Source organism: Rhodoferax sp. GW822-FHT02A01 (assembly GCF_038784515.1).
GTDB lineage: Bacteria > Pseudomonadota > Gammaproteobacteria > Burkholderiales > Burkholderiaceae_C > Allorhodoferax.
The window spans coordinates 3,770,098-3,795,746 of record NZ_CP152376.1 but is presented as its reverse complement, the minus strand read 5'-3'; the positions used below and the strand labels follow the sequence as shown (position 1 = coordinate 3,795,746).

At 58.9% G+C, this 25,649-nt stretch carries 25 protein-coding genes; 1 reads left to right on the top strand and 24 read right to left on the bottom strand.

Annotated elements, in window-relative coordinates; translation table 11 throughout:
• Nucleotides 1-39: 39 nt before the first annotated feature.
• The 3 genes from folP to AAGF34_RS17880 all read right to left on the bottom strand — a co-directional run bounded on the left by folP (nt 40) and on the right by AAGF34_RS17880 (nt 3,708).
• A complete protein-coding gene (gene folP, locus AAGF34_RS17890; RefSeq protein ID WP_342617064.1) occupies nt 40-912 on the bottom strand; it encodes a dihydropteroate synthase in 873 nt (290 codons plus the stop codon).
• Between the two features lie 87 nt (nt 913-999).
• Nucleotides 1,000-2,916, bottom strand: coding sequence for an ATP-dependent zinc metalloprotease FtsH (gene ftsH / locus AAGF34_RS17885; protein WP_342621130.1), 1,917 nt, complete (start codon nt 2,914-2,916; stop codon nt 1,000-1,002).
• Nucleotides 2,917-3,054: 138 nt separating this feature from the next.
• Entirely contained in the window at nt 3,055-3,708 is a 654-nt protein-coding gene (locus AAGF34_RS17880; protein WP_342617063.1) for an RlmE family RNA methyltransferase, read from the bottom strand.
• Nucleotides 3,709-3,772: 64 nt separating this feature from the next.
• Between AAGF34_RS17880 and yhbY the strand changes: the two genes are divergently transcribed.
• Nucleotides 3,773-4,249 (top strand): ribosome assembly RNA-binding protein YhbY, encoded by a 477-nt coding sequence (gene yhbY, locus AAGF34_RS17875; protein WP_342617062.1) that lies wholly within the window; start codon nt 3,773-3,775, stop codon nt 4,247-4,249.
• Here the strand turns inward: yhbY and AAGF34_RS17870 are convergent.
• The 21 genes from AAGF34_RS17870 to rpsB all read right to left on the bottom strand — a co-directional run bounded on the left by AAGF34_RS17870 (nt 4,240) and on the right by rpsB (nt 25,576).
• Nucleotides 4,240-4,641, bottom strand: a complete 402-nt coding sequence (locus tag AAGF34_RS17870) for a DUF4149 domain-containing protein (RefSeq protein WP_342621129.1) — start codon at nt 4,639-4,641, stop codon at nt 4,240-4,242. The genes yhbY and AAGF34_RS17870 overlap by 10 nt on opposite strands.
• Nucleotides 4,642-4,697: 56 nt before the next feature.
• The gene (gene greA, locus AAGF34_RS17865) at nt 4,698-5,174 is read right to left on the bottom strand and encodes a transcription elongation factor GreA (RefSeq protein WP_342617061.1); all 477 of its coding nucleotides are present in this window, start codon (nt 5,172-5,174) and stop codon (nt 4,698-4,700) included.
• Nucleotides 5,175-5,210: 36 nt separating this feature from the next.
• Complete coding sequence (gene carB, locus AAGF34_RS17860; protein ID WP_342617060.1) at nt 5,211-8,465, bottom strand: carbamoyl-phosphate synthase large subunit; 3,255 nt, start codon at nt 8,463-8,465, stop codon at nt 5,211-5,213.
• Between the two features lie 18 nt (nt 8,466-8,483).
• A complete protein-coding gene (gene leuE, locus AAGF34_RS17855; RefSeq protein ID WP_342617059.1) occupies nt 8,484-9,140 on the bottom strand; it encodes a leucine efflux protein LeuE in 657 nt (218 codons plus the stop codon).
• Entirely contained in the window at nt 9,137-10,303 is a 1,167-nt protein-coding gene (gene carA, locus AAGF34_RS17850) for a glutamine-hydrolyzing carbamoyl-phosphate synthase small subunit (RefSeq protein WP_342617058.1), read from the bottom strand. Before carA ends, leuE begins: the two co-directional genes overlap by 4 nt.
• A gap of 272 nt (nt 10,304-10,575) precedes the next feature.
• The gene (locus AAGF34_RS17845; RefSeq protein ID WP_342617057.1) at nt 10,576-11,346 is read right to left on the bottom strand and encodes an RNA methyltransferase; all 771 of its coding nucleotides are present in this window, start codon (nt 11,344-11,346) and stop codon (nt 10,576-10,578) included.
• 7 nt (nt 11,347-11,353) lie between these two features.
• Nucleotides 11,354-11,950 carry a ribonuclease HII gene (rnhB, locus tag AAGF34_RS17840; RefSeq protein ID WP_342617056.1) on the bottom strand — a complete coding sequence of 199 codons (597 nt, stop codon included), beginning with the start codon at nt 11,948-11,950 and terminating at the stop codon, nt 11,354-11,356.
• Nucleotides 11,951-11,957: 7 nt separating this feature from the next.
• On the bottom strand, nt 11,958-13,133 hold the full coding sequence (gene lpxB / locus AAGF34_RS17835; RefSeq protein ID WP_342617055.1) for a lipid-A-disaccharide synthase: 1,176 nt from the start codon (nt 13,131-13,133) through the stop codon (nt 11,958-11,960).
• 8 nt (nt 13,134-13,141) lie between these two features.
• Nucleotides 13,142-13,936, bottom strand: coding sequence for an acyl-ACP--UDP-N-acetylglucosamine O-acyltransferase (lpxA, locus tag AAGF34_RS17830; RefSeq protein WP_342617054.1), 795 nt, complete (start codon nt 13,934-13,936; stop codon nt 13,142-13,144).
• Between the two features lie 10 nt (nt 13,937-13,946).
• A complete protein-coding gene (gene fabZ / locus AAGF34_RS17825; RefSeq protein WP_342617053.1) occupies nt 13,947-14,387 on the bottom strand; it encodes a 3-hydroxyacyl-ACP dehydratase FabZ in 441 nt (146 codons plus the stop codon).
• Nucleotides 14,384-15,358, bottom strand: a complete 975-nt coding sequence (gene lpxD / locus AAGF34_RS17820; protein WP_342617052.1) for a UDP-3-O-(3-hydroxymyristoyl)glucosamine N-acyltransferase — start codon at nt 15,356-15,358, stop codon at nt 14,384-14,386. Before lpxD ends, fabZ begins: the two co-directional genes overlap by 4 nt.
• A gap of 25 nt (nt 15,359-15,383) precedes the next feature.
• The gene (locus AAGF34_RS17815; RefSeq protein ID WP_342617051.1) at nt 15,384-15,893 is read right to left on the bottom strand and encodes an OmpH family outer membrane protein; all 510 of its coding nucleotides are present in this window, start codon (nt 15,891-15,893) and stop codon (nt 15,384-15,386) included.
• Nucleotides 15,893-18,229, bottom strand: a complete 2,337-nt coding sequence (gene bamA, locus AAGF34_RS17810; protein WP_342617050.1) for an outer membrane protein assembly factor BamA — start codon at nt 18,227-18,229, stop codon at nt 15,893-15,895. Before bamA ends, AAGF34_RS17815 begins: the two co-directional genes overlap by 1 nt.
• Before the next feature lie 32 nt (nt 18,230-18,261).
• A complete protein-coding gene (gene rseP, locus AAGF34_RS17805; RefSeq protein WP_342617049.1) occupies nt 18,262-19,623 on the bottom strand; it encodes an RIP metalloprotease RseP in 1,362 nt (453 codons plus the stop codon).
• Between the two features lie 15 nt (nt 19,624-19,638).
• Nucleotides 19,639-20,829 carry a 1-deoxy-D-xylulose-5-phosphate reductoisomerase gene (dxr, locus tag AAGF34_RS17800; protein ID WP_342617048.1) on the bottom strand — a complete coding sequence of 397 codons (1,191 nt, stop codon included), beginning with the start codon at nt 20,827-20,829 and terminating at the stop codon, nt 19,639-19,641.
• Entirely contained in the window at nt 20,826-21,680 is an 855-nt protein-coding gene (locus AAGF34_RS17795) for a CDP-archaeol synthase (protein ID WP_342617047.1), read from the bottom strand. The genes dxr and AAGF34_RS17795 overlap by 4 nt, the downstream gene beginning before the upstream one ends.
• An 11-nt stretch (nt 21,681-21,691) precedes the next feature.
• On the bottom strand, nt 21,692-22,420 hold the full coding sequence (gene uppS, locus AAGF34_RS17790) for a polyprenyl diphosphate synthase (RefSeq protein ID WP_342617046.1): 729 nt from the start codon (nt 22,418-22,420) through the stop codon (nt 21,692-21,694).
• 29 nt (nt 22,421-22,449) lie between these two features.
• Nucleotides 22,450-23,010 carry a ribosome recycling factor gene (gene frr, locus AAGF34_RS17785; protein WP_342617045.1) on the bottom strand — a complete coding sequence of 187 codons (561 nt, stop codon included), beginning with the start codon at nt 23,008-23,010 and terminating at the stop codon, nt 22,450-22,452.
• A 46-nt stretch (nt 23,011-23,056) separates the two neighbouring features.
• A complete protein-coding gene (pyrH, locus tag AAGF34_RS17780) occupies nt 23,057-23,779 on the bottom strand; it encodes a UMP kinase (protein WP_342617044.1) in 723 nt (240 codons plus the stop codon).
• A gap of 41 nt (nt 23,780-23,820) precedes the next feature.
• Nucleotides 23,821-24,744 (bottom strand): translation elongation factor Ts, encoded by a 924-nt coding sequence (tsf, locus tag AAGF34_RS17775; RefSeq protein ID WP_342617042.1) that lies wholly within the window; start codon nt 24,742-24,744, stop codon nt 23,821-23,823.
• An 85-nt stretch (nt 24,745-24,829) separates the two neighbouring features.
• Nucleotides 24,830-25,576 carry a 30S ribosomal protein S2 gene (gene rpsB / locus AAGF34_RS17770; RefSeq protein ID WP_342617041.1) on the bottom strand — a complete coding sequence of 249 codons (747 nt, stop codon included), beginning with the start codon at nt 25,574-25,576 and terminating at the stop codon, nt 24,830-24,832.
• Nucleotides 25,577-25,649: the final 73 nt, after the last annotated feature.

Sequence of the window (25,649 nt, the reverse complement as noted above, 5' to 3'; positions counted from 1 at the left end):
GGATCAAATACCGGTAGGGGCCTGAACCCTCCCCTGCCCCTACCGGGCCGCCTGACAGGCAGCCCATACCTTGAGCGACTGCACGGTCTGCTTGACGTCGTGCACCCGCACCACCGTCGCACCGTTTTGCACAGCAATCAATGCAGCCGCCACGCTGGGCACCATGCGCTCCTGCGCATCCATGGTGGCAACACTGCCCAAAGAGGTTTGCGTCACGGCGGCCAGCGATGATTTGCGCGACCAACCGGCAAGCACCGGGTAGCCCAAAGGCAACAATTCGGCCTGGCGCGCCAGCAAGGCAAAGTTCTGCTGCACCGTCTTGCCAAAGCCAATGCCGGGATCCAGGCAGATGCGTTTGGCATCCACTCCCAACTCCTGCAATTGCAAGGCCGCCTGCTGCAAGAAGAAATAGACCTGCGGCAACACGTCACCTTCCATGGGCGCCATCTGCATGGTCTGCGGTTCGCGGTGCATATGCATCAGGCACACGCCGCACGATGCGTGGGCACTTGCCACCTGCTGTCCAGTCAAGCCGTGGGCATCACCTTGCCAGCGCAAGGCCCAGATGTCGTTGATGATGTCGGCCCCCAGATCCAGCACTGCCTGCATGACGGCAGGCTTGTAGGTATCCACCGAAACCGGCACACCCAGCGTCACCGCATGGCGCACCACTGGCAGCACGCGCGCCAGCTCTTCATCCAAAGGTACTGCAGGTGCCCCGGGCCGCGTGGATTCACCACCGATATCCAGGATGTCCGCGCCGTCCTTGAGCAACTGGTCGCAGTGGGCAATTGCCGCGTCGCGCGATGCGAACTGCCCGCCGTCGGAAAAGGAATCGGGCGTGACGTTCACGATGCCCATGACCTTGGGGCTTGAGAGGTCAATGGTGAAGCGGGAGGTTTGCCAAAACATGCTGAAGGCCTTGTGTGCTGCTCTTGGAGCTACCATGACAAACGGGGCTTTCGCCCCGTTTCCTGACTGCTGGCAGCCTCTGAAGAATCAGGCAACCGTTGGTGCGGGATCGACCGATACCGCAGGTGCGCCACCGTCGCTACCGCCGCCGGAGTTGGGCGTACGGGGTGTCCAGTCCTTGGGCGGGCGGGGTTCCTTGCCTGCCATGATGTCGTCGAGCTGGTCACTGTCGATGGTTTCCCATTCCAGCAGGGCCTTGGCCATGGCGTGCATCTTGTCCTGGTTGTCTTCGATCAGCTTGCGCGCAAGGGCGTACTGCTGGTCGATGATGCGGCGCACTTCGGAGTCCACCTTCTGCATGGTCTGCTCACTCATGGTGGTGGTCTTGGTAACGGAACGTCCCAGGAACACTTCACCTTCGTTTTCAGCGTACACCATGGGGCCCAGTGCATCGGTCATGCCGTAACGGGTAACCATGTCACGGGCAATGTGGGTGGCACGCTCGAAGTCGTTGCTGGCGCCGGTGGTCATCTGCTTCATGAACACCTCTTCCGCAATGCGGCCACCAAACAGCATGCTGATCTGGTTGAGCATGTATTCGCTGTCATAGCTGTAGCGGTCTTGTGCCGGCAGGCTCATGGTCACTCCCAGGGCGCGGCCACGGGGAATGATGGTGACCTTGTGCACCGGATCACACTTGGGCAGCAGCTTGCCGATCAGCGCATGTCCGGACTCGTGGTAGGCCGTATTGCGGCGCTCTTCCTCGGGCATGACCATGCTCTTGCGTTCCGGACCCATCAGGATCTTGTCCTTGGCCTTCTCAAAATCCTGCATCTCGACCAGACGCGCATTGCGGCGCGCAGCCATCAGGGCCGCTTCGTTGCACAGGTTGGCCAAATCAGCACCGCTCATGCCGGGTGTGCCACGCGCAATCACACCGGGGCTCACATCCTGGCCCAAAGGAACCTTGCGCATGTGCACGTTCAGGATCTGCTCTCGGCCACGGATATCGGGCAGCGTGACATAGACCTGGCGGTCAAAACGTCCCGGGCGCAACAAGGCGGCATCCAGAATGTCGGGGCGGTTGGTGGCAGCCACCACGATCACGCCAACATTGGTCTCGAATCCGTCCATCTCCACCAGCATCTGGTTGAGGGTCTGTTCACGCTCGTCATTGCCGCCACCCAGGCCGGCGCCACGCTGGCGGCCCACGGCGTCGATTTCGTCGATGAAGATGATGCAAGGTGCATTCTTCTTGGCGTTGTCGAACATGTCACGGACACGGGATGCGCCCACGCCCACAAACATTTCCACAAAGTCGGAACCGGAAATGCTGAAGAACGGTACCTTGGCTTCCCCAGCGATGGACTTGGCCAGCAGGGTCTTGCCGGTGCCGGGAGGGCCAACCAACAGCAAGCCGCGCGGAATGCGACCGCCCAGCTTCTGGAATTTGGCAGGGTCCTTGAGGAAGTCCACGACTTCCTTCACTTCTTCCTTGGCTTCGTCGCAACCTGCGACGTCGGCGAAGGTGACGGTATTGGTGGTTTCGTCCAGCAGGCGCGCCTTGCTTTTGCCAAAGCTGAATGCTCCGCCCTTTCCACCGCCCTGCATCTGACGCATGAAATAGATCCAGACGCCGATCAACAGCAGCATGGGCCCCCAGCTGACCAGCAACGTCATCAGCAACGAGCCTTCTTCACGTGCCTTGACGTCGAATTTGACCCCGTTGTTGATCAGGTCGCCCACCAGCCCGCGGTCCAGATAGGTGGCCGTGGTCTTGACGCGACGGTCATCGGTGGTGACCGCAACAATCTCGGTTCCGCCTTGACCTTCTTGAATGACGGCACTCTTGATGTGCTTGTTGCGCACTTCTTCCAGGAAGTCGGAGTAGCCCAGCGTGCCTACTCCGCTGGTGCCACGGGCATCAAACTGTTTGAACACGGTGAACAGCACCAGGGCGATCACCAACCAAACTGCAATTTTCGAAAACCACTGATTATTCAAACGAAGCTCCAGATAGGGCGCAAAAGAAGGTAGACGCATCCCTGCAACGCCTACGTGGTACCCATTTTAGGCGTTTCAAGGTGAAAGACACGGTATTTTCGCTATCGCGGCCATATAAATGGCATGGTTTTGATCCAACTACTTCAGGCCCAAGCCCACCAGAAAGGTCTCGGAAGAACGGTCGCGTGAAGCCTTGGGTTTGAAGGGCTTGACCTGCGTAAAGGCATCCTTGAAGCGCTGCACCACCGCGTTGTAGCTGCCACCGTGAAACACCTTGGCCACCAGTGCGCCCTGCGGTTTCATGTGGTTTTGGGCAAACTCAATGGCCAATTCGATCAGGTATTCGACCCGGGCCGCGTCAGCCGATGCAATTCCGGACAGGTTGGGCGCCATGTCGGACACCACAATATCGGCCTGGCGCCCAGCCAGCGCGGCTTCCAGTTGCTGGAGCACCTCGGCCTCACGAAAGTCGCCCTGGATAAAGGTCACACCCTCGATGGGCTCCATGGGCAGCAGATCCAGCCCGATGATGGTGCCATTCAGGTCGCCCACTGCCGCGCCCTGCAGCGACATGCGGCGGCGCAGGTATTGACTCCAGGCCCCGGGCGTACAGCCCAAATCCACCACCAGTTGCCCGGGTTTGATCAAGTGCAGGGCCTCGTCAATCTCCTTGAGCTTGTAAGCCGCACGCGCCCGGTATCCCTCTTTGGTCGCCAATTTGACGTAGGGGTCGTTGATATGGTCGTGCAACCAGGCCTTGTTGACCTTTTTGCTACTGGTTTTGGTTTTCATACACTTTCATCCTATTGGCAAGCGAGCTGAGCCGCTTGCGCCGGGCCGGAGACATAATACCCACATGCCCCAAATTCAACTGACTCCCGCCCAACGCAAGGTTCACCGCGCCGAGGCTCACCATCTTGATCCCGTCGTCCTGGTCGGCGGCGATGGTCTGACCGCCAACGTCATCAAGGAGGTCGATGCCGCCCTCAACGCCCACGGCCTGATCAAGGTGCGGGTGTTTTCCGACGACCGGACGGCGCGCGAAGCCATGTTCCAACAACTCAGCACCGATCTGAACGCGGCCCCCATCCAGCACATTGGCAAACTGCTGGTGCTGTGGCGCCCGCAGCCCGAAAAAGAAAAGGTCATTGACGAAGACCGCATGCCCGGCCCGCGCGATTTCAAGGTCCTGAAATACAGCAAGCGCGCCGGTCAACGCCCCGAAGTCAAGACCCTGCGGGTGCTCGGTAACCAGCGCTTGACAGCCGGTGGCAACGTACGCCGCGCCAAACCCAAGCCCAAGGTCAGCGTCAAAAAACGCAGTCAGACCTGATTACCGGCGTCTGCCTGCGGTGCCACGACGGCAAGTGCCAGCTTGCCAAACACCGCCAGGGCGCACAGCCATTGCGCAAAATACATGGCACTGCCTACGCCGTGCCAAAGCCTGAGGTTGTCACGCGCAACAATGTGCGGTGACACACCAAACTCCACCAGCAACGCCAACAGCGCCCCTGCCAGAGCCAGCATGGTGATGGTTGGTACCACGGCCGTTGGCATGGCATGTTTGTCCGACCTTAGCAGCACCACCAGCAACAACGCACAAACCGCCGATATTGCGGTTTGTGTACTGAACAGCTTGGCTGCCATGCCACCGGCCATGGCCGGCGTGGGCAAATTGGCAAACAGCATGGGAACGACAAAGAAGCCCAGCACCGTCAGGCTCATGGCCCAGGCTGCCGCCAGCCACAGTGGCGCGGTGTGCAAGAGATGTTGCAGGCGCTTCAAATGTAGTGAACCGCGACGACTTCGTAGGAACGCTCGCCGCCTGGCGCCTGCACCACGGCGGTATCACCTTCTTCCTTGCCGATCAGCGCGCGTGCAATCGGTGAACTGATGTTGATCAGGCCCAGCTTGAGGTCGGCCTCGTCTTCCCCCACGATCTGGTAGCGGACACGGTCACCCGTGTCCTCGTCTTCCAGATCCACGGTGGAGCCGAACACCACGCGACCGCCGGCGTCCAGCGAAGCCGGGTCGATGATCTGCGCAGCCGATAGCTTGCCTTCGATTTCCTGGATACGGCCTTCCACAAAGCCCTGGCGCTCCTTGGCCGATTCGTATTCCGCGTTTTCACTCAGGTCGCCCTGGGCACGGGCTTCGGAAATCGCGTTGATCACCGAAGGACGCTCTACAGTCTTGAGTTTGTGCAGCTCGGCCTTGAGGATCTCTGCGCCGCGCTTGGTAATGGGAATGGTTGCCATGGATGTATTTGAAAAGGAAGGCCGGATTATGACAACTTAAGCCGTCAGTTGCGCATGCATTTCCTGCACGGAAATCACGCTGAGGTTGTCCAGGTATTTCATGCCTTCCACGGCAGCCTCGGCGCCCGCAATGGTGGTGTACGTGGTGACCCGCGCCAGCAGTGCCGACGTACGGATGTGGCGGGAATCGACGATGGCGTTGCGACGCTCTTCCACTGTGTTGACGACCATGGCGATCTCGTTGTTCTTGATCATGTCCACAATGTGGGGGCGGCCCTCGGTCACCTTGTTGACCACGCCGCAGGCCACGCCGGCAGCGTTGATGGTGGCAGCAGTTCCCTTGGTAGCAACCACTTCAAAGCCCAGTGCTACCAATTCACGCGCCACTTCCACGGCACGCGGCTTGTCGCTTTGCTTGACCGAGATAAAGGCCTTGCCACCGCGCGGCAGCTTGGCGCCCGCACCCAGTTGGGACTTCACAAAGGCTTCGCCAAAAGTCTTGCCCACGCCCATGACCTCCCCGGTGGACTTCATTTCCGGTCCGAGAATGGTGTCAACGCCCGGGAACTTCACGAAGGGGAAAACGGCCTCTTTCACACTGAAATACGGTGGCGTGACTTCCTTGCCAATGCCCTGGCTGGCCAGGGTCTGTCCGGCCATGCAGCGCGCTGCGACCTTGGCCAACTGGATGCCGGTAGCCTTGGAAACAAAGGGCACGGTACGGCTGGCACGCGGGTTCACTTCCAGCACGTAGATAACGTCCTTGCCGTCCACGTTCTGGATGGCAAATTGCACGTTCATCAGGCCGACCACATTGAGTGCGCCGGCCATAGCGGCCGACTGGCGCTTGATTTCGTTGACAGTGTCAGCTGACAGGGAGTACGGCGGCAGCGAACAGGCGGAGTCCCCGCTGTGCACGCCGGCTTGTTCGATGTGTTCCATCACGCCGCCGATGAAGGTGGCGCCAGTGGAGTCTCGCACGCAGTCCACATCGCACTCGATCGCATCGTTCAGAAAGCGATCCAGCAGCACGGGCGAGTCGTGGCTGACCTTGACGGCCTCGCGCATGTAGCGCTCTAGGTCGCGCTGCTCGTGCACGATTTCCATGGCGCGGCCGCCCAGCACGTAGCTGGGACGCACCACCAAGGGATAACCCAGAGCAGATGCTTTTTCCAGCGCTTCCGGCTCGGTACGGGCCGTGGCGTTCGGGGGTTGGCGCAGCTTGAGTTCGTGCAGCAATTTCTGGAAACGCTCGCGGTCTTCCGCCGCGTCGATCATGTCGGGCGAGGTGCCGATGATGGGCACGCCGTTGGCTTCCAGATCTAGTGCCAGCTTCAGCGGCGTCTGGCCGCCGTATTGCACGATCACGCCCAGCGGCTTTTCCTTGTCGACGATTTCCAGCACGTCTTCCAACGTCAGCGGCTCGAAGTACAGGCGGTCCGAAGTGTCATAGTCGGTGGACACGGTTTCGGGGTTGCAGTTGACCATGATGGTTTCATAGCCATCTTCGCGCATGGCCAAGGCGGCATGCACGCAGCAATAGTCGAACTCGATACCCTGGCCGATGCGGTTGGGGCCACCACCCAGCACCATGATCTTTTTCTTGTCGGTAGGCGCGGCTTCGCACTCGGAGCCATCGGCTTCATAGGTGGAATAGAGATAAGCCGTATTGGTGGAAAACTCAGCCGCGCAGGTGTCCACGCGCTTGTAGACAGGGCGCACCCCCAGGGCGCGGCGCTTTTCACGCACGGCCTTGTCGGTGGTCTTGAACTGGCGCGCCAGGCGGCGGTCCGAGAAGCCCTTCTGCTTGAGCGAGCGCAAGGTGGCCGCATCGATCTTGTCCAGCACCGAGCCGCTGGCCGGTTGCGGCAGGCGTTCGATTTCCAGTTCGATCTTCACGATCTGTTCGATCTGCACCAGGAACCAGGGGTCGATCTTGGTCAGTGCAAACACCTCGTCCACGCTCATGCCCTGGGCAAATGCGTCGCCCACGTACCAGATGCGCTCGGGGCCGGGCTCGCCCAGTTCCTTTTCCAGGACTTCGCGGTCCTGGGTCTTTTCGTTCATGCCATCCACGCCAACTTCCAGGCCACGCAAGGCTTTCTGGAACGATTCCTGGAAGGTGCGACCCATGGCCATCACCTCGCCCACCGACTTCATCTGGGTGGTCAGGCGGCTGTCGGCGGCGGGGAATTTTTCGAAGGCGAAACGCGGGATCTTGGTGACCACGTAATCGATGCTGGGTTCAAACGACGCGGGGGTTGCGCCACCGGTAATGTCGTTGCGCAGCTCGTCCAGTGTGAAGCCTACCGCCAGCTTGGCGGCCACCTTGGCAATCGGGAAACCGGTGGCCTTGGAGGCCAGCGCGGAAGAGCGCGACACACGCGGATTCATCTCGATCACCACCATGCGCCCGTCCTTGGGGTTGATGGAGAACTGCACGTTGGAGCCACCGGTGTCCACGCCGATTTCGCGCAGCACGGCCAGGGAGGCATTGCGCAGAATCTGGTATTCCTTGTCGGTCAGGGTCTGGGCTGGCGCCACGGTGATGGAGTCGCCGGTGTGCACGCCCATGGGGTCCAGGTTTTCGATGGAGCAGACGATGATGCAGTTGTCCGCCTTGTCGCGCACCACTTCCATCTCGTACTCTTTCCAGCCGAGCAGCGACTCTTCGATCAGCAGCTCGTTGGTGGGCGAGGCTTCCAGACCGCGCTTGCAAATGGTCTCGAACTCCTCCGAGTTGTAGGCAATGCCGCCGCCGGTGCCGCCCAGGGTAAAGCTGGGGCGAATGACGGTGGGAAAGCCCACCACCTTCTGCACATCCCAGGCTTCCTGCATGCTGTGTGCAATGCCTGAGCGCGCGGAGCCCAGACCGATCTTGGTCATGGCGTCCTTGAACTTCAGGCGGTCTTCGGCTTTGTCGATGGCCTCGGGTGTGGCGCCAATCAGTTCGACCTTGTATTTCTCCAGCACGCCGTTGTGCCAGAGGTCCAGCGCACAGTTCAGTGCGGTCTGGCCGCCCATGGTCGGCAGGATGGCATCGGGACGCTCCTTGGCGATGATCTTCTCGACCGTCTGCCAGGTGATGGGCTCGATGTAGGTAACGTCCGCCGTGGCCGGGTCCGTCATGATGGTGGCGGGGTTGCTGTTGATCAGGATGACCTTGTAGCCCTCTTCTCGCAAGGCCTTGCAGGCTTGCACGCCGGAGTAGTCGAACTCGCAGGCCTGGCCGATGATGATGGGGCCGGCGCCGATGATGAGGATGCTTTTGATATCAGTACGTTTTGGCATTTTTTACCTGGCTTCTAACTAGTTCAGACTCGCGGTGGCCAGCTTGGTTCCAAACCAGAGGAACAAGCCGCCCACGCTGCTGGAGAGACTGGCGGACAGGCGTTTGCGGGCGCGAAACGCCTGGGCCATACGGGCCCCGAGGAAGATGAGAGCGGAGAGATACAGGGCACTGAACACCATGATGATGGAGCTCAGGATCAGGAACGGAACGGCAGGTGTTTCGTAGGTAGGGTCAATGAACTGCACGAAGAAAGACAGCAGGAACAGGATCGCCTTGGGATTCAGCAGGCTGATGACCAGTGCCTTCTTGAACGGGTGCTGCATATTGATGGGCGCCTGCACTGCGGTGGCGGCTTCTGTCGCCTTGTTGCGCCACTTCTGCCATGCCGACCAGATCAGGTTCACGCCCACCCAGGACAGGTAGGCCGCGCCCAGGTACTTCACCAGGACAAACAGTGCGGGATTGGAACGCAACAGGCTGGCTGCGCCCATGGCGGTCAGCAGCAGGAGAATCGTGTCGCCCAGAAAGACGCCGAATGCGCCCTGGTAGCCCGCCTTGACGCCACGCGCCGTGGCGACCGAGAGCACATAGAGCGAGTTTGGCCCGGGCAGCAGGATGATGCCGAAGGCGCCCAGCACGTAGGTCCAGAGATCAGTGACCCCGTAAAAACTCATGCACGTTGCTCCATCAATCCAACGAAACGGTCAAACAGATAGCCGATGTCCTGTGGGCCGGGTGACGCTTCGGGGTGCCCCTGGAAGCAGAACGCCGGCTTGTCGGTACGTTCCAGCCCTTGCAGCGTGTTGTCGAACAGGCTGATGTGGGTGGGGCGCATGTTGGCAGGCAGGGTCTTCTCGTCAACCGCAAAACCATGGTTCTGGCTGGTGATGGATACACGGCCACTGTCCAGGTCCTTGACCGGATGGTTGGCACCGTGGTGGCCGAACTTCATCTTGAAGGTGCTCGCGCCCGAGGCCAGGGCCATGATCTGGTGACCCAGACAAATGCCAAATACCGGAATGCCGGTCTCAATCAATTCCCTGGTGGCAGCAATGGCGTAATCGCACGGCTCCGGGTCGCCAGGGCCATTGCTCAGGAAGACGCCATCGGGCTTGTACTTGAGCACGTCTGCAGCGGGAGTCTGCGCGGGCACCACGGTGACTTTGCAGCCGCGCTCCGCCAGCATGCGCAGAATGTTCTTCTTGACGCCAAAGTCGTAGGCCACCACATGGAATTTGGAGGCGGTCTGTTCACCATAGCCGGTGCCCAGTTGCCATTCAGTCTGTGTCCAATCGTAGGCGAAGGGACTGGTGACCACCTTGGCCAGATCCAAGCCGGACATATTGGGCGCAGCCTTGGCCGCAGCGACGGCGCGCTCCACGACGGCGCTGGTCACCTTCTCGCCCATGGCCAAGGCCATGATGCAACCATTTTGCGCGCCGTGGGTGCGCAGCTGGCGTGTGAGCTGGCGGGTATCGATATTGGCGATGGCCACGGTCTTTTCAGCGATGAGATACGCGCTCAGGTCCTGGGACTTGCGGAAATTGGAGGCAATCTGCGGCAGGTCCTTGATGATGAGACCGGCGGCCTGGACCTTGTCGGACTCGATATCTTCGGCATTGACGCCATAGTTACCGATGTGGGGATAAGTGAGCGTGACGATCTGCTGGCAGTAGCTGGGGTCGGTGAGGATTTCCTGGTAGCCGGTCATGGCCGTGTTGAACACGACCTCTCCGACGGTGGAGCCAGCGGCTCCGATGGAATTGCCAACATAGACCGTGCCGTCTGCGAGCGCCAGGATGGCGGGTGGGAAGGTTCCCTTGAGTGACAAAAGCACTGGTGACTCCGAATGGGTTACGGTTAGGCCCAAACGCGCTCAGAGTGGCTCTTGAGCGGATGCTTGTGAGAGGGGAAGTTTCAGAGTTGCGCTTGGGACAGCTGTTTTCTGGAAAGCCACTGATTATAGCGGAAGGGAGGTTCATGCCTGCCCCTCAAGGCTTCGAATTGCCCGTTTGGGGTGCGCTGCCTCCCGCAAGACCGAGTTATTGGCGCACAAACGATTTGGAACTACGCTCACCACCCGCGCAACGGAACCAAAAGCGGGGAAACTCAGCTCACACCCAATGAGCTGGCATGCAGGCATATCGCAGCGGCGGCGGCGACGTTCAAAGACTCCTCACCGCCTGGCTGACCGATACGCGCAAACACGGTGGCCCGTGCCATCAGCTCCTTCCCCACGCCCTGCCCTTCATGCCCCATGACCCAGGCACAAGGACGCGGAATGCGCAGATCCTGAATCAGCTCCCCCTGATGCGAACTGGTCACCACCAAAGGCACTTGCAAGCCCTGCAGATCGGAAAGCTCCAAGCCCTCGACCAAGTGCAAGCCAAAATGCGCGCCCATGCCGGCACGCAACACTTTCGGACTCCACAAGGCAGCGGTGCCCTTGAGCGCCAGTACCTGGCGGAAGCCAAAAGCACCGGCACTGCGCAGGATGGAGCCCACGTTTCCAGCATCCTGCACCCGGTCCAAGATGACCGTCGCAGCGTTTCCATCGACATGCAGTTCAGCAGGCAAGTTCAGTACAAAGCCCACGCTGGCGGGTGATTCCAAGGCGCTGATATCACGGAACAAGGCATCCGACACCACCACCTGCTTGCCACCCACCTCGGCAATCGGGCCACGCACAGTTGCCCAGAAGGACTCGGCATACACGGAGACTGCCGGTTGCACGCCCCGCTGGAGTGCCGCGCTGCACAGGTGGTCGCCTTCAACCCAGAATCGCCCGGCCTTGCGGTAGGCAGTGTTCTCATGCGCAAGCTTGCGTAGCTCCTTGAGCAGCGGGTTCTCGCGGGAGGTAATGAATACGGGTTCGCTCATGGATGCCTCAAACCAGGACCTGCGCCACCGGCGCGAAGGTCTTGCGGTGTTCCGGACAAGCGCCGTGCGCGCGCAACGCCGCCAGATGTTCGGCCGTGCCATAGCCCTTGTGGCCGGCAAAGCCATATTGCGGATAGCGCAGATCCAGCTCTGCGCACCAACGGTCGCGCGTGACCTTGGCCAGGATGGAGGCCGCTGATATGGCGGGCACGGTGGCATCACCTTTGACAATGGCCTCGGCCAGCACGTCCAACACCGGCAGGCGGTTGCCGTCCACCAGAACCTTGGCGGGCTTCAGGCGCAAGCCTTCCACCGCGCGGCGCATGGCCAACAAGGTTGCCTGCAGGATATTGAGCTGGTCTATTTCCTCCACACTGGCCTGCGCCACCGAGCAGCACAGCGCCTTGGCGCGAATTTCGTCATACAACCTGTCACGCTGCAAAGCACTGAGTTTCTTGGAATCGTTGAGGCCTTTGATCGGGTGCAAATCGTCCAGGATCACGGCGGCAGCAACCACCGGGCCCGCCAGAGGGCCACGCCCCGCCTCATCAACGCCGGCAATCAGCCCGGTAATGTCCCAGCACAATTCGGCCTGGCGGGCCATGGTGGGTTCAGTTCTGGAGGATTTTCTGGATCGCATCGGTGGCTATTGTCGCGGTGTCGCGCTGCAGTGCACGGTGCAAGGCCTCAAATTTTGCGTTCAATGTCTGCAAGCGCGCCGGATCGCGGTCCGCGGCATCCAGCCAGGAGATCACCTCGAAGGCCAGTGCATTGGGAGTCGCCGCGTCCTGCAGCAACTCGGGCACGACAAATTCTTCGCACAGAATGTTGGGTAACCCCACCCACGGCTGCAAGCGCTTGCGCCGCATGATTTCCCAGGACAGCCAGCTCTGGTGATAGGCAATCACCATGGGCCGCTTGAACAAGGCCGCCTCCAGCGTGGCCGTACCGCTGGCGATCAGCGTCACATCGCAGGCAGCCAAGGCGGCATGGGACTGGCCAGCCAGTACCTGCACGCAGCCCGTCAAACCCGTCTGCTGCACCAGTACTTCAATGGTGTCCTTGAAACCAGGCACGGCAGGCAGCACAAACTTCACTTGCGGCTTATCCGCCTTGATCAGTGCCGCGGCCTGCAGAAAGCGCTTTGCCAGATGGGCAATTTCCGAGCGGCGGCTACCGGGAAGGATGGCGACAACCAAAGCGTCGCTCGAAAGCCCCAAAGCTTGCCGAGCCGCAGCCTTGTCCGCCTGCATGGGAATGACGCTGGCCAGCGGATGCCCGACATAGGTCGCGGCAATGCCGTTACGCTCCAGCAATGCTGGCTCAAACGGAAAAATGCACAGCACATGATCGGCGCTACGGCGGATCTTTTCCATGCGCTCAGGGCGCCAGGCCCAGACCGACGGACAGACAAAATGGACAGTCTTGATTCCAGCGCGACGTAGATCAGCCTCCAGCTGGAAGTTGAAATCCGGTGCGTCCGTGCCTATGAAAATATCGGGGCGCTTGTCCAGCAGACGGGTGCGCAATTGGTCCCGGATACCGACGATTTCTCGGTAGCGACGCAGCAGCTCCCAGTTGAAGCCGTGAACGGCCAGCTTGGAATGGGGCCACCAGGCCTCAAAGCCCTGGCGCTGCATGTGAGGCCCACCGATACCGAAACTGGTCAAGTCCGGCCAGCGCGCTTTCATGCCACCCAGCAACAGCCCAGCCAATAGATCCCCGGAAACTTCTCCGGCCACCATGGCAATGGCCGGCGCCTGAGGCTGGCTTGACGGATCCGCCATGACTGCCTTTAGCGAACGATGCCGCGCTGCGGAGACGTTTGCTCCAGAAAGGCCAGCATCATGTCCACGTCCGGCGCGGCTTCTGGGGTGTCGTCGGTCAGCTCGCTGATACGAAGCTGCGCCTGCTCCAGCGTCAGATCATCGCGGTAGAGCGCCTTGTGCATGGCCTTCACGGCCGCTATGCGCTCGGGACTGAAGCCGCGACGGCGCAATCCTTCAAAGTTCATGGAGCGCGCGGATGCCGGCTGTCCCTGGCACATCACAAAGGGGGGCAGATCGGCAAACAGCAAGGCACACATGGCAGTCATGCTGTGGGCGCCGATGCGCACAAATTGATGCACGACGGTAAAGCCGCCCAAGATGACCCAGTCGCCCACCTGCACATGCCCGGCCAACTGCGAGTTGTTGGCAAAGATGGTGTGGTTGCCGACCTGGCAGTCGTGCGCCAAATGCACATAGGCCATGATCCAGTTGTCGTCACCCACCCTGGTCACGCCAGCGTCACCTGGTGAGCCGATATTGAAGGTGCAGAACTCGCGGATCGTATTGCGGTCACCGATGATCAACTCGCAGGGCTCGCCCGCGTATTTCTTGTCCTGCGGAATAGCGCCCAGGGAGTTGAACTGGAAAATGCGGTTGTCCCGGCCGATGGTGGTGTGGCCTTCGATGACGCAGTGCGGGCCCACCGTAGTGCCCGCACCAATGCGGACATCGGGACCGATCACGGTATAAGGGCCAACCGTGACGGAACTGTCCAGTTCGGCCTTGGGATCGATGACGGCAGTGGCGTGGATGGCAGTCACGGCAACGGCCTCAGGCAATCGCACGCATGGCGCAGGTCAACTCGGCTTCGACCGCGAGTTCGCCGCCCACCTTGGCTTGTGCCTTGAACTTGAAGATGCCGGCCTTCATGCGTAGCATTTCGACTTCCAGAATGAGCTGGTCGCCAGGCTCCACCGGGCGCTTGAAACGGGCGCCGTCAATGCCGGCAAAGTAGTAAACCATCTCGTCGCTGGGCGATGTTCCCAGCGCGTCAAATGCCAACAACGCCGCAGCCTGCGCCAGCGCTTCCAGCATCAGGACGCCAGGCATGACGGGACGATGGGGAAAGTGGCCTTCGAAGAAGGGCTCGTTGATCGTGACATTCTTCAATGCCTTGATGGTCTTGCCTTTGTCAAGCTCCAGCACCCGATCCACCAGCAGGAAGGGGTAGCGGTGTGGAAGCTGCTTGAGAATTTTGTGGATGTCCATCATGGTTTATTTTCTTTCTCCAAAATTTTGATGCGGTCACGCAAGGCGTGCAATTGCTTCAGCGTTGCAGCGTTGCGCTCCCACGTAGCGTTTTCATCCAGGGGGAACACGCCAGTGTATTGCCCTGGTTTGGTGATGGATTTCGTCACCACAGTGGCTGCAGAAATATGCACACCTTCAGCAAGGGTCAGATGCCCCAGCACCACTGCTCCGCCGCCAATGGTGCAATTGGGACCAATGGTGGCACTACCCGCCACACCAACACAGCCCGCCATGGCGGTGTTGCGCCCCACCCTTACGTTATGGCCGATCTGAATCAAATTGTCCAGTTTGACGCCGTCTTCAATGACGGTGTCTTGCAGAGCACCACGGTCTATGCAAGTGTTGGCGCCAATTTCCACATCGTCACCGATGCGTACTGCACCAAGCTGCTCGATCTTTTCCCATTGCGAACCGTTGGGTGCGAAGCCGAACCCATCGGCACCAATCACCACGCCAGAATGCAGGATGCAGCGGGACCCCACATGGCAGTCCTCTCCCACGGTCACACGCGACTTGAGGACCGTGTCTGCACCAATACGGGCGCCTCGCTCCACCACGCACAGGGGGCCAACGTAGGCACTCTCATGCACTTGCGCCAGAGGGTCTACCACGGCACTGGGGTGTACGCCCGACAACTTGCCCCCGCTGATCTGCTTGCGCCACAGTTGCGTCAACCGCGCGTAATACAGATAGGGGTTGTCGGTGAGGATAAGACGCACATCCTCTGCCGCGCTCCCCCGCATGGAGGGGGCCACGATCACGCACCCCGCACGGGTGGTGCGAAGTTGCGACTGGTAGCGTGGATTGCTGAGAAACCCGATGTGCCCAGGCTGGGCGGACTCTAGCGGGGCGAGCCCCTGGATGTCGAGATCGGGGTCCCCTACGAGCTCCCCCCCCAGTGCCTCAATGATGGATGCCAGCGACAAAGGCATGGCTCAGCACGCTCTTGCAGAGCGTTTACTTGACACCAGCGTTCAGTATCTTGATGACCTTGTCAGTGATGTCAATCTTGGGATTGAAATACACCGCTTCTTGGACAACCAAGTCGTACTTCTCTGATTCAGCCAGCTGTTTGATGGCCTTGGTCGCCTTGTCATATACCTGCTGCAGCTCTTCGTTGCGACGGCCATTGAGGTCCTCGTCAAACTCGCGCTTTTTGCGCTGGAAGTCGCGGTTCTGTTCCACGAACTCCTTCTGCTTGGCCGCACGCTGGCTCTCGGTCATGGTGGGCGCATCGCGGTCGAATTTTTCGCTGAAAGACTTCAGCGAATTCTGCAAATCAGCCAAATCCTTTTGGCGCTTGGAAAACTCCGCTTCCAGCTTGGCAGTAGCAGCCTTGGCAGGTCCGGACTCACTGGTAATGCGCTGCGAGTTGATGAACGCAATACGGGATTCCTGCGCCTGAGCACCAGCTGCCAGAAACATGCCCAGCAGGCCAGAAACCAAAATCGTCTTAAGTGTCTTCATTAGAAAGAAGTTCCAATCTGAAATGCCAAGGTCTGTATTTTATCCCCATCAAGCTGCCGCACTGGCTTGGCCCACGCCAATCGCAAAGGCCCGACTGGCGAAATCCAGCTGACACCAATACCTACAGACGCGCGCATGCTATCGACTTGAATGCTCTCATTTGCGTCATATACGCCGCCGGCATCAAAGAAACCGAACCAGCGCAATGTTCTATCGTTGCCGCCTCCGGGGAAGGGCGAAAGGACCTCTGCGTTGAAGGTCACGCGCTTGGCTCCCCCGGTAGCTGTTGTACTGGTCGAGGAGCCAGCAGCCAAGGCAGCCAGCCTTTGCGACGTAGTAGTCAAACTTCCAGATTCGAAGCCACGCACCGTGCCCAAGCCGCGATTGCCCAGACCTCCCGAGGTGTAGTTCTTGAACACCGGGTAACTCAGACCGTCAGTGCCCGACCCAAGGGAAATCTCGCCATTCAAGGCCAGCGTGGTGCGCTTGGACAAAGGAAAGTACTGCTGCAACTGTGCCGTTCCACGCACATAGCGCAGGTCACCCGCCACACTCCACTCTGCATTCAAACTACTTATCCGCCCGGTACTGGGTGCCAGGCCACTATCGGTCGTATTGCGAGACCAACCTGCAGTCAGTGGCAAGGCAGTGGTGGTGTAACCAAACTCATTGGCGAAATCCTGGTATACCGTGGGAAGATAGGTCCCCGGAATAATGTCCGTTTGATCTACGCCGCCCCCTAAGAAAACCGTGTCGACATCAGTAAATGGCACTCCGAATACCACACTTGCTCCAGTCGTTCGGATAGCGTAACTGTCGACGTCCGTGTAGGGTTTGCTGGTGCGCTGTGCCAGATTGATCGAACGGGATACTCCGTCTTCAGTGAAATACGGATTTGTGGTGCTAAGAACCAGAGTGCGGTTGTACTGGCTGGTATTGAGAGAAAGACCCAATGAGTTACCAGAGCCAAAGGCATTGTCCTGATTGAACCCGAAGGTCAGGCCCAGACCTTCGGAACTGGATATGCCCGCGCCCAGGCTGATACTGCCAGTGGGTTTTTCCACCACATTGATGGTCAAGTCCACTTCATCTTGCGTCCCCGGGACTTCCTGAGTGTCCATGCTGATCTCTTTGAAGTAACCAAGACGGTCCACACGGTTGCGGGATTGCCGGATCTTTTCGCCGTCGTACCAGGACGCTTCCAACTGACGGAATTCACGGCGAATCACTTCGTCGCGGGTTCTGTCGTTGCCCGCCACGTTGATGCGGCGCACATAGGCGCGGCGCGCCGGATCACCCACCAAGGTGATTTCCACACGATTGGTCGTACGGTCTATGTCGGTCTTGGCTTCAACCCGACCGAAGGCAAAACCAAAATTGCCGTAGTAGTCACTGAAGGCCTTTGTGGTCTGCGCCACCTGATCGGCGTTATATGCCTCGCCCGCCTTGATGGTGATCAGTGACCGGAACTCATCGTCCTTGCCCAGGTAATTGCCGGCCATCTTGATCTTGGAGACCACGAAGCGATCGCCCTCGGTCACGTTGATGGTGATGCTCATGCCCTGCTTGTCCGGCGAAATGGCTACTTGAGTGGAGTCCACCTTGAACTCCAGATAGCCCTGGTTCAGGTAGAAGGAGCGCAGCGATTCGATGTCCGCATTGAGTTTGGTCCGCGAATACCGGTTGGACTTGGTGTACCAGCTGAGCCAACCGCCGGTGTCCTGATCAAACAGATCCAGCAGCTTGGACTCGGAGAACGCGCTGGCGCCCACGATGTGAATTTCCTTGATCTTGGCCGTATCGCCCTCGGTAACGGCAAAGCTCAAATTGACGCGATTGCGGTCAACCGGCGTAACAGTGGTAACCACTTCGGTGGCGTACATACTCTTGCTGATGTATTGGCGCTTGAGCTCCTGCTCGGCCCGGTCCACCAGCGCCTTGTCATACGGACGCCCATCGGCAAGCCCCACATCCCGCAGCGCCTTCTTGAGAACATCCTTGTCGAATTCCTTGGTTCCCGAAAAATCGACATTGGCAATCGTTGGACGTTCTTCCACGATGACAATCAGCACGCCATCCTTGGCGTCTATGCGAACGTCCTTGAATAGCCCCAAGGCAAACAGGGCGCGAATGGAGGCCACTGCCTTTTCATCGGTGTAGGTGTCTCCCACCCGAACGGGAATGGAAGCAAACACAGTACCTGCTTCCACACGCTGCAATCCTTCCACTCGAATGTCGCGCACTGGAAAAGGATCCAACGCAAAGGCAGCTTGCGCAACGATGCCAGCGACCACCGCAGCAACCGCACGCAAAACAAAAATTGAATTCAAACGCATGTTAAGAATATTCGGGTAGAGAGACAAACAGATCAGGTCAACAGCCTGGAGAGATCGTTAAACATGGCGATGGACATCATCACCAGCAATATGGCAAAGCCAACGCGCTGGAGCCGAGCCAGCCACACTTCAGAAACGGCGTGCCCGGTAAGACCTTCCCAACCATAATACATCAGGTGCCCACCATCGAGGACAGGCAGCGGAAGCAGGTTGAGAACCCCCAAACTGATGCTGATAAGCGCCAGGAAAACCATGAATTGCTCCAACCCCATGGCAGCGGATTGCCCAGCGTAATCGGCGATGGTGATAGGGCCACTGAGATTTTTTACCGATGACGCACCTGTCACGATCTGCCCCATCATGCGCAAGGTCAAGGCAGAGACTTCCCATGTCTTTACTGCAGCTTTGCGCCCACCATTTACAAATCCGTGACGAATCTTTACCGTCGCAGGCGCTTCACCAATCATCGCGCCCACGCGTCCAATTGTGCGATTGGCCTCGTGTTCCTGGCGTGGAGTGATCGCCAGTTCCACGCGGACACCATCGCGTTGCAGCAACCAGTGCTGAACGCGCGGGACTTCGTTGGCTCCGGATTCACGTATGTACTCGCGCAATTGCGCTGAATCCGCGATGCGCCTTCCGTCCACCTGCAGCACCAGGTCGCCATGACGCAAGCCTGCTGCTGCAGCGGCACTGCCCGGTGCCACATCACCGATGCGAGCGTTGGATAGTGGCGAGATAAAGCCGATGCTGCGAAACATGGTGGCATCTGCATGGCTTGCGTCCAATCCGTCCAAAGCCAGCACGGTGGACTGCCGCACCGTACTGTCTGGTGTGAGGTACTCCACTTGAAGGTTCGCTGAACCCAGAGCAGCGCGTGTCAACCACCAACGGAAATCTTCAAAAGACTGCACGTCAGTGAGGGGTTCACCCACAAACCCGACAGCCAGAATGCGCTCGCCTCCTGCGAACCCGGCCTTTTCCGCAAATGACTCCGCGGGTGGGCGAGATACCAGGGGCGCCGGTTCGGTAACTCCCATCCAATTGACGCAGGAGTAGAGAATCAACGCGAGGCACAGATTGGCCAACGGCCCAGCAGCCACAATGGCGGCGCGGCTGCGCAAAGGCTTGCGGTTGAAGGCAAGTGCCAACTCGGATGGGTCTACCGGGGCCTCTCGCTCGTCGAGCATCCTGACGAAACCACCCAGAGGCAATACGCTCAAGCGGTATTCGGTGCCAGAGCGGCGTGAAGTCCATCCCGCCAGACGCGGGCCGAATCCGATGGAGAACTGCAATACCTTGACGCCACAGGCGCGCGCCATGGCAAAGTGCCCCCACTCGTGCACGGCAACCAACAACGCAATGGCAAAGAGAAAGGCTACTACGGTTAGCATGAAGGCTCTACAGGCCTACGCGCAGAGCTGTTGCACCGCATGCCGCGCGACGGTGCGCGACTGCAAATCGAGTTCGAGCAAGGCTTCCAGCGAATCGGGCCGGGAAAAATGAACCTGGGCCAAGGTTTCCAGATTGACATGGTGAATCTGGTCAAAGCGGATGCGACCATTCAGGAATGCGTCCACGCCCACCTCATTGGCTGCGTTCAGTACGGCAGCGGAGCTGGCTGGCCCTTCCAGAACTTGCCAAGCCAATTGAAGACCAGGGTAGCGACGCTGGTGTTCGGCAGATGAAAAGGGCTCAAATGTCAGGGCGGCCATCTGCGTGAAGTCCAAGGCTGAAGCACCGTTCCGGATGCGCCGGGGCCAGGAAAGCCCGTAGGCAATCGGCCCGCGCATATCGGGTGTTCCCAACTGGGCGACGACCGAGTTGTCAACGAACTGCACCATGGAATGGATCACACTTTGAGGATGAATCACCACTTCTATGGCGCGTGGCTCCATGCCAAACAGGAACTTGGCCTCGATGACCTCCAGCGCCTTGTTCATCATCGTTGCAGAGTCCACTGATATCTTGCGCCCCATGACCCAGTTGGGATGGGCACAGGCCTCTTGCGGGGTTACCGTATGCAGCGTCTCTGGTGCGCGCGTACGAAACGGCCCACCGGATGCGGTAAGAATGATTTTGTCCACCAGACTCTTCCAGGTGGAAGGGTCGTCCGGCAGGGACTGGAAGACGGCGGAATGTTCGCTATCGATAGGCAAAAGAGTTGCTCCACCGGCATGCACCGCGTCCATGAACAAATGCCCGCCAACGACCAACGCTTCCTTGTTGGCCAACAGCAGACGCTTGCCCGTACGCGCCGCAGCCATGCATGGAGCAAGACCTGCTGCACCCACAATGGCAGCCATGACCGTATCCACTTCGGGATGGGAGACAACGTCGACCAATGCCTGGGGGCCTGAAAGAACCTGGACCAACAATCCATGGGCGGCGCAACGATCCTTCAATACGCGCGCGCTGGCAGCATCCGCCATCACGGCATAGGTTGGCAAGAAGTCACAACACTGTTTGAAAAGCGTGTCCACACTGGTGGAGGCGGTCAGGGCGAACACCGCGTATTGATCCGGATGCATTCCCATCACGTCCAGCGTGTTGACACCAATGGAGCCAGTGGATCCCAATATGACGACACGTTGCTTCATTGCAGACCTCCGCTCACCAGCATCATGGCCAATGGCAATGTCGGCAGCAACGCATCCACACGATCCAGAACCCCACCATGGCCAGGCAACAGCTTACTACTGTCCTTCACCCCGGCCGCACGCTTGAACAGTGACTCCACCAGGTCTCCTACGACGCTCATGGCCACGAGAAAAACCAGTCCGACCGACAACAGGGGGGTCCCCATCATCCACAGACGGGTATAAATGCTGACGGATTGCCTATCCACATGCGACTCCAGCGCCATCCAGAGCAACGCCACCAGGAAGACGGCAACCATTCCACCCATCACACCTTCCCAGGTCTTGCCCGGGCTGATGCTAGGGGCCAGCTTGTTGGGGAAAATCCGTCCGCCAAACGCACGTCCGGAGAAATAGGCACCAATGTCGGCAGCCCACACCAGCACCAGAACCGACAAAAGAAAATTGACACCGATTACGCGAGCCTGCATGACGGCCAGCCATGCCGCCCACAGCAACAAGACTCCGCCTGTCAATCGCAGCACGCGTGGGAAACCCTGCCATGCAGCAACTCCAGAGCGCAACGCCCACGCACCAGCAATTACCCAAAAGGCACCAACCAACATCCACAAGTTGCCCAGCCTCACATAGGGCATGCCCAAGTACCAGGCGCCAGCGCACAGCAAGGCACAGACCAGCCCGGTGAGAAGTGCAGCCATGCGCTCAAATCCGTTGAGATTGGCCCACTCCCACGCCGCGCACGTCAGTAGAACAAGCGTCACAACTCCGAACGGCGTGGCATTTGAGTAGAAGGTGGCAGGCAGCAATATCGCCAGCAACACCAGGGCTGTCAGGATTCTTTGCTTGAGCATAGAGAGTCCGCTTAAGCGGATGCGTTTTTGGAGGCCGGCAATTGCTCGGTCGTCATGCCGAAGCGACGTTCACGCGAAGCAAAAGCCTGAATGGCGGCTTCCAGGGCTGCTTCATCAAAGTCTGGCCACAGTACTTCGGAGAAATAAAGCTCACTGTACGCAGCTTGCCACAGCAAGAAGTTGCTCAGGCGCATTTCACCGCCCGTTCGGATGATCAGATCGGGGTCACCGCAGGTGCTGGTCGACAATTTTGCAGATAGGCTTTCCTCGGTGATCTCCTCACCAGCAGACGCCAATAGTTGTGCAGCATGCACTACGTCCCAACGTCCGCCATAGTTGAAGCAGACATTGAGCGTGATCACCTTGTTGTCCGCTGTTTCACGCTCCGCCGTATCCAGGCTTTGGCGCACACGCTCAGACAGGCCTTGACGTGAGCCTATGAATTGCAGCCTGACGCCGTCTTTTTTGAGTTGGTTCAGTTCGCGGGACAGGGCCACCACCAGAATATCCATCAGAGCGGATACCTCGTCGGCCGGACGTCTCCAATTTTCGGAGGAAAAAGCGAATACCGTCAGAACCTTGACACCGTGCAACGCACAGCTTCGCACCGTGCGCTTGAGTACATCAACGCCCTGTTTGTGGCCCGCAATTCGCGGCAAGAAACGCTTGGACGCCCAGCGCCCATTGCCATCCATCACGATAGCAATGTGGCCTGGGACAGACACCGGTGCAACGGCCATTGGTGATCGAGAGAGCAAGTAAACTGGCCTTAGACAGCCATGATGTCCTGCTCTTTGGACGCCACGAGGCGATCCACTTCGGCAATATGTTTGTCCGTGATCTTCTGAATGTCTGCTTCAGAGCGCTTTTGGTCATCTTCGGATGCCAGCTTGTCCTTGACCAGCTTCTTGACAGCATCGTTGGCATCGCGACGGATATTGCGAATGGCCACCTTGGCGCCTTCGCCTTCGCTGCGCACTACCTTGGTCAACTCGCGGCGACGCTCTTCCGTCATGGCGGGCATGGGTACGCGGATCAACTCGCCCATGCTGGATGGGTTCAGGCCAAGGTCGCTGTCGCGAATGGCCTTTTCGATCTTGGCAGCCATGTTCTTTTCCCAGGGCTGAATACCAATGGTGCGCGCGTCGATCAGCGACAGATTGGCAACCTGGCTGATGGGGAGCATGGACCCGTAGTAATCCACGTGCACCGTATCCAGCAAGGCGGGATTGGCACGGCCTGTACGTATCTTGGTGAGGTTGTGTTTGAAAGACTCGATGGAGTGGTCCATCTTGCCTTCGAGCGTCTTTTTGATTTCGGCAATAGCCATTTTCTTATCCTCCGACCATCAAACTGCCAATGGGCAAAATCACAATTTACACGTGAACCAACGTGCCTTCATCTTCCCCCATCACCACGCGCTTGAGTGCACCGTGCTTGAAGATGGAGAAAACCTTGATGGGCAGCTTCTGGTCGCGGCACAACGCGAACGCCGTGGCATCCATGATGCCCAGGTTCTTCGACATGGCTTCATCGAACGTAATCTTGGAATAGCGCTTGGCGTCCGGGTCTTTCTTGGGGTCGGCCGAATACACGCCATCCACCTTGGTTGCCTTCAGAACAATCTGCGCTCCAATTTCCGCGCCACGCAATGCAGCGGCTGTATCGGTGGTAAAGAAAGGATTGCCCGTGCCGGCAGCAAAGATGACGACCTTGCCTTCTTCCAGATACTGCAATGCCTTGGGACGCACATAGGGCTCGACAACCTGCTCAATGGCAATGGCTGACATCACACGCGCAGTCAGTCCGGCCTTGTTCATGGTGTCACCCAAGGCCAAGGAGTTCATCACAGTTGCCAGCATGCCCATGTAGTCGGCAGTGGCACGGTCCATTCCCACAGAACCGCCGGCCACGCCACGGAAGATGTTGCCGCCGCCGATCACCACGGCAACCTCGACCCCCAGGCGCGTAACCTCGGCCACTTCTTCAACCATGCGCACAATGGTGTCGCGGTTGATGCCGAATTGGTCGTCCCCCATCAGCGCCTCACCAGACAATTTCAACAAAATTCTCTTGAAAGCGGGCTTTTCTTGCTGCATGGGGTACGTCCTGTCGGGCCTGGTTGGTGGGTTGAACGGAATTAGGCAGCCTGCTTGGCAGCGGCCACTTGAGCAGCCACTTCTGCAGCGAAGTCGTCCACCTTCTTCTCAATGCCCTCACCCACCACATAAAGGGTGAAACCCTTGACGGTGGTGTTGGCGGCCTTGAGCATCTGCTCAACCGTTTGCTTGTCGTTCTTCACGAATGCCTGGTTGAACAGGGACACTTCCTTCAGGTACTTCTGCACGCCACCTTCGATGCGCTTGGCAACGATTTCAGCAGACTGCACGGGCTTGCCGGCCGCTGTGGCGATTGCCGCATCTTCTGCGGCCTTGGCCGATGCCACCGAACGCTCACGCTCCACCAACTCGGCAGGCACTTCAGCGCTGGACAGAGCCACAGGCTTCATCGCAGCCACGTGCATGGCAACGTCCTTGGCTGCCACTTCGTCACCGTCAAACTCAACGACCACACCAATGCGGGTGCCGTGCAGATAGGTAGCCAGCTTGGCGCCGCTTGCAAAACGCTTGAAGCGGCGGAACGTCATGTTCTCGCCAATCTTGCCGATCAGGCCTTTGCGCACATCTTCGAGCGTGGGACCAAAGCCATCCTGGCTGTAGGAAAGCGCACCCAGCGCTGCCACATCAGCGGGGTTGTGCTTGGCGATCAGTTCGGCAGCAGCCTTGGCCAATGCCAGGAAGCTGTCATTCTTGGTAACAAAGTCGGTTTCGCAGTTCACTTCGATCAGCGCGCCCACAGCGCCTTCCACAAAGCTTGCCACCACGCCTTCGGCAGTGATGCGTGCGGCGGCCTTGCCGGCCTTGCTGCCCAGCTTGACGCGCAGCAGCTCTTCCGCTTTTTCCATGTTGCCTTCAGCTTCGGTCAAAGCCTTCTTGCATTCCATCATGGGGGCGTCGGTCTTGCCACGCAGTTCAGCAACCATACTCGCAGTAATTGCAGCCATTTTCAGTTCTCCGTAATCAGTTCAAATTCAATAACAGCTTAAAAAAAAGGGGCAACAAAGCCCCCTTTTCTTGGCGGGCAATGCTTTAGGCAGCCTCGTTGACCTCAACAAACTCGTCTTCGGTTTCGGCCACAGCCTTGACCACGTCGTCCACGGCGTTGGCACGGCCTTCCAGAACGGCGTCAGCGATGCCACGGGCGTACAGGGTGACAGCCTTGGAGGAGTCATCGTTACCGGGGATCACGTAATCAATACCTTCAGGAGAGTGGTTGGAGTCCACCACACCAATCAGGGGAATGCCCAGCTTGCGGGCTTCGGCGATGGCGATCTTGTGGTAGCCCACGTCGATCACGAAAATCGCGTCCGGCAAGGTGTTCATGTCCTGAATGCCGCCGATGTCCTTTTCCAGCTTTTCCAGCTCGCGAGCAAACATCAGCTGCTCTTTCTTGCTCATGGATTCCAGACCGGCTTCTTGCTGGACCTTCATGTCCTTGAGGCGCTTGATGGAAGTCTTGACCGTCTTGAAGTTGGTCAGCATACCGCCCAACCAACGCTGATCAACGTAAGGCACACCTGCGCGCTGCGCTTCGGTGGCCACGATTTCTCGGGCTTGGCGCTTGGTACCCACCATCAAGATGGTGCCGCGCTTGGCGGAGAGTTGACGCACAAACTTGGCGGCGTCCTGGAACATCGGGAGCGACTTTTCCAGGTTGATGATGTGAATCTTGTTGCGATGACCGAAGATGAACGGGGCCATCTTGGGGTTCCAGAAGCGTGTTTGGTGACCAAAGTGGACGCCTGCTTCCAACATTTCGCGCATTGTGACTGCCATGTAATTTCTCCAAAGGTTAGGTCTTAAATCCGGCCCGTCAATTGCATTCAGTGAAGATAAAATTCTTCAAAAA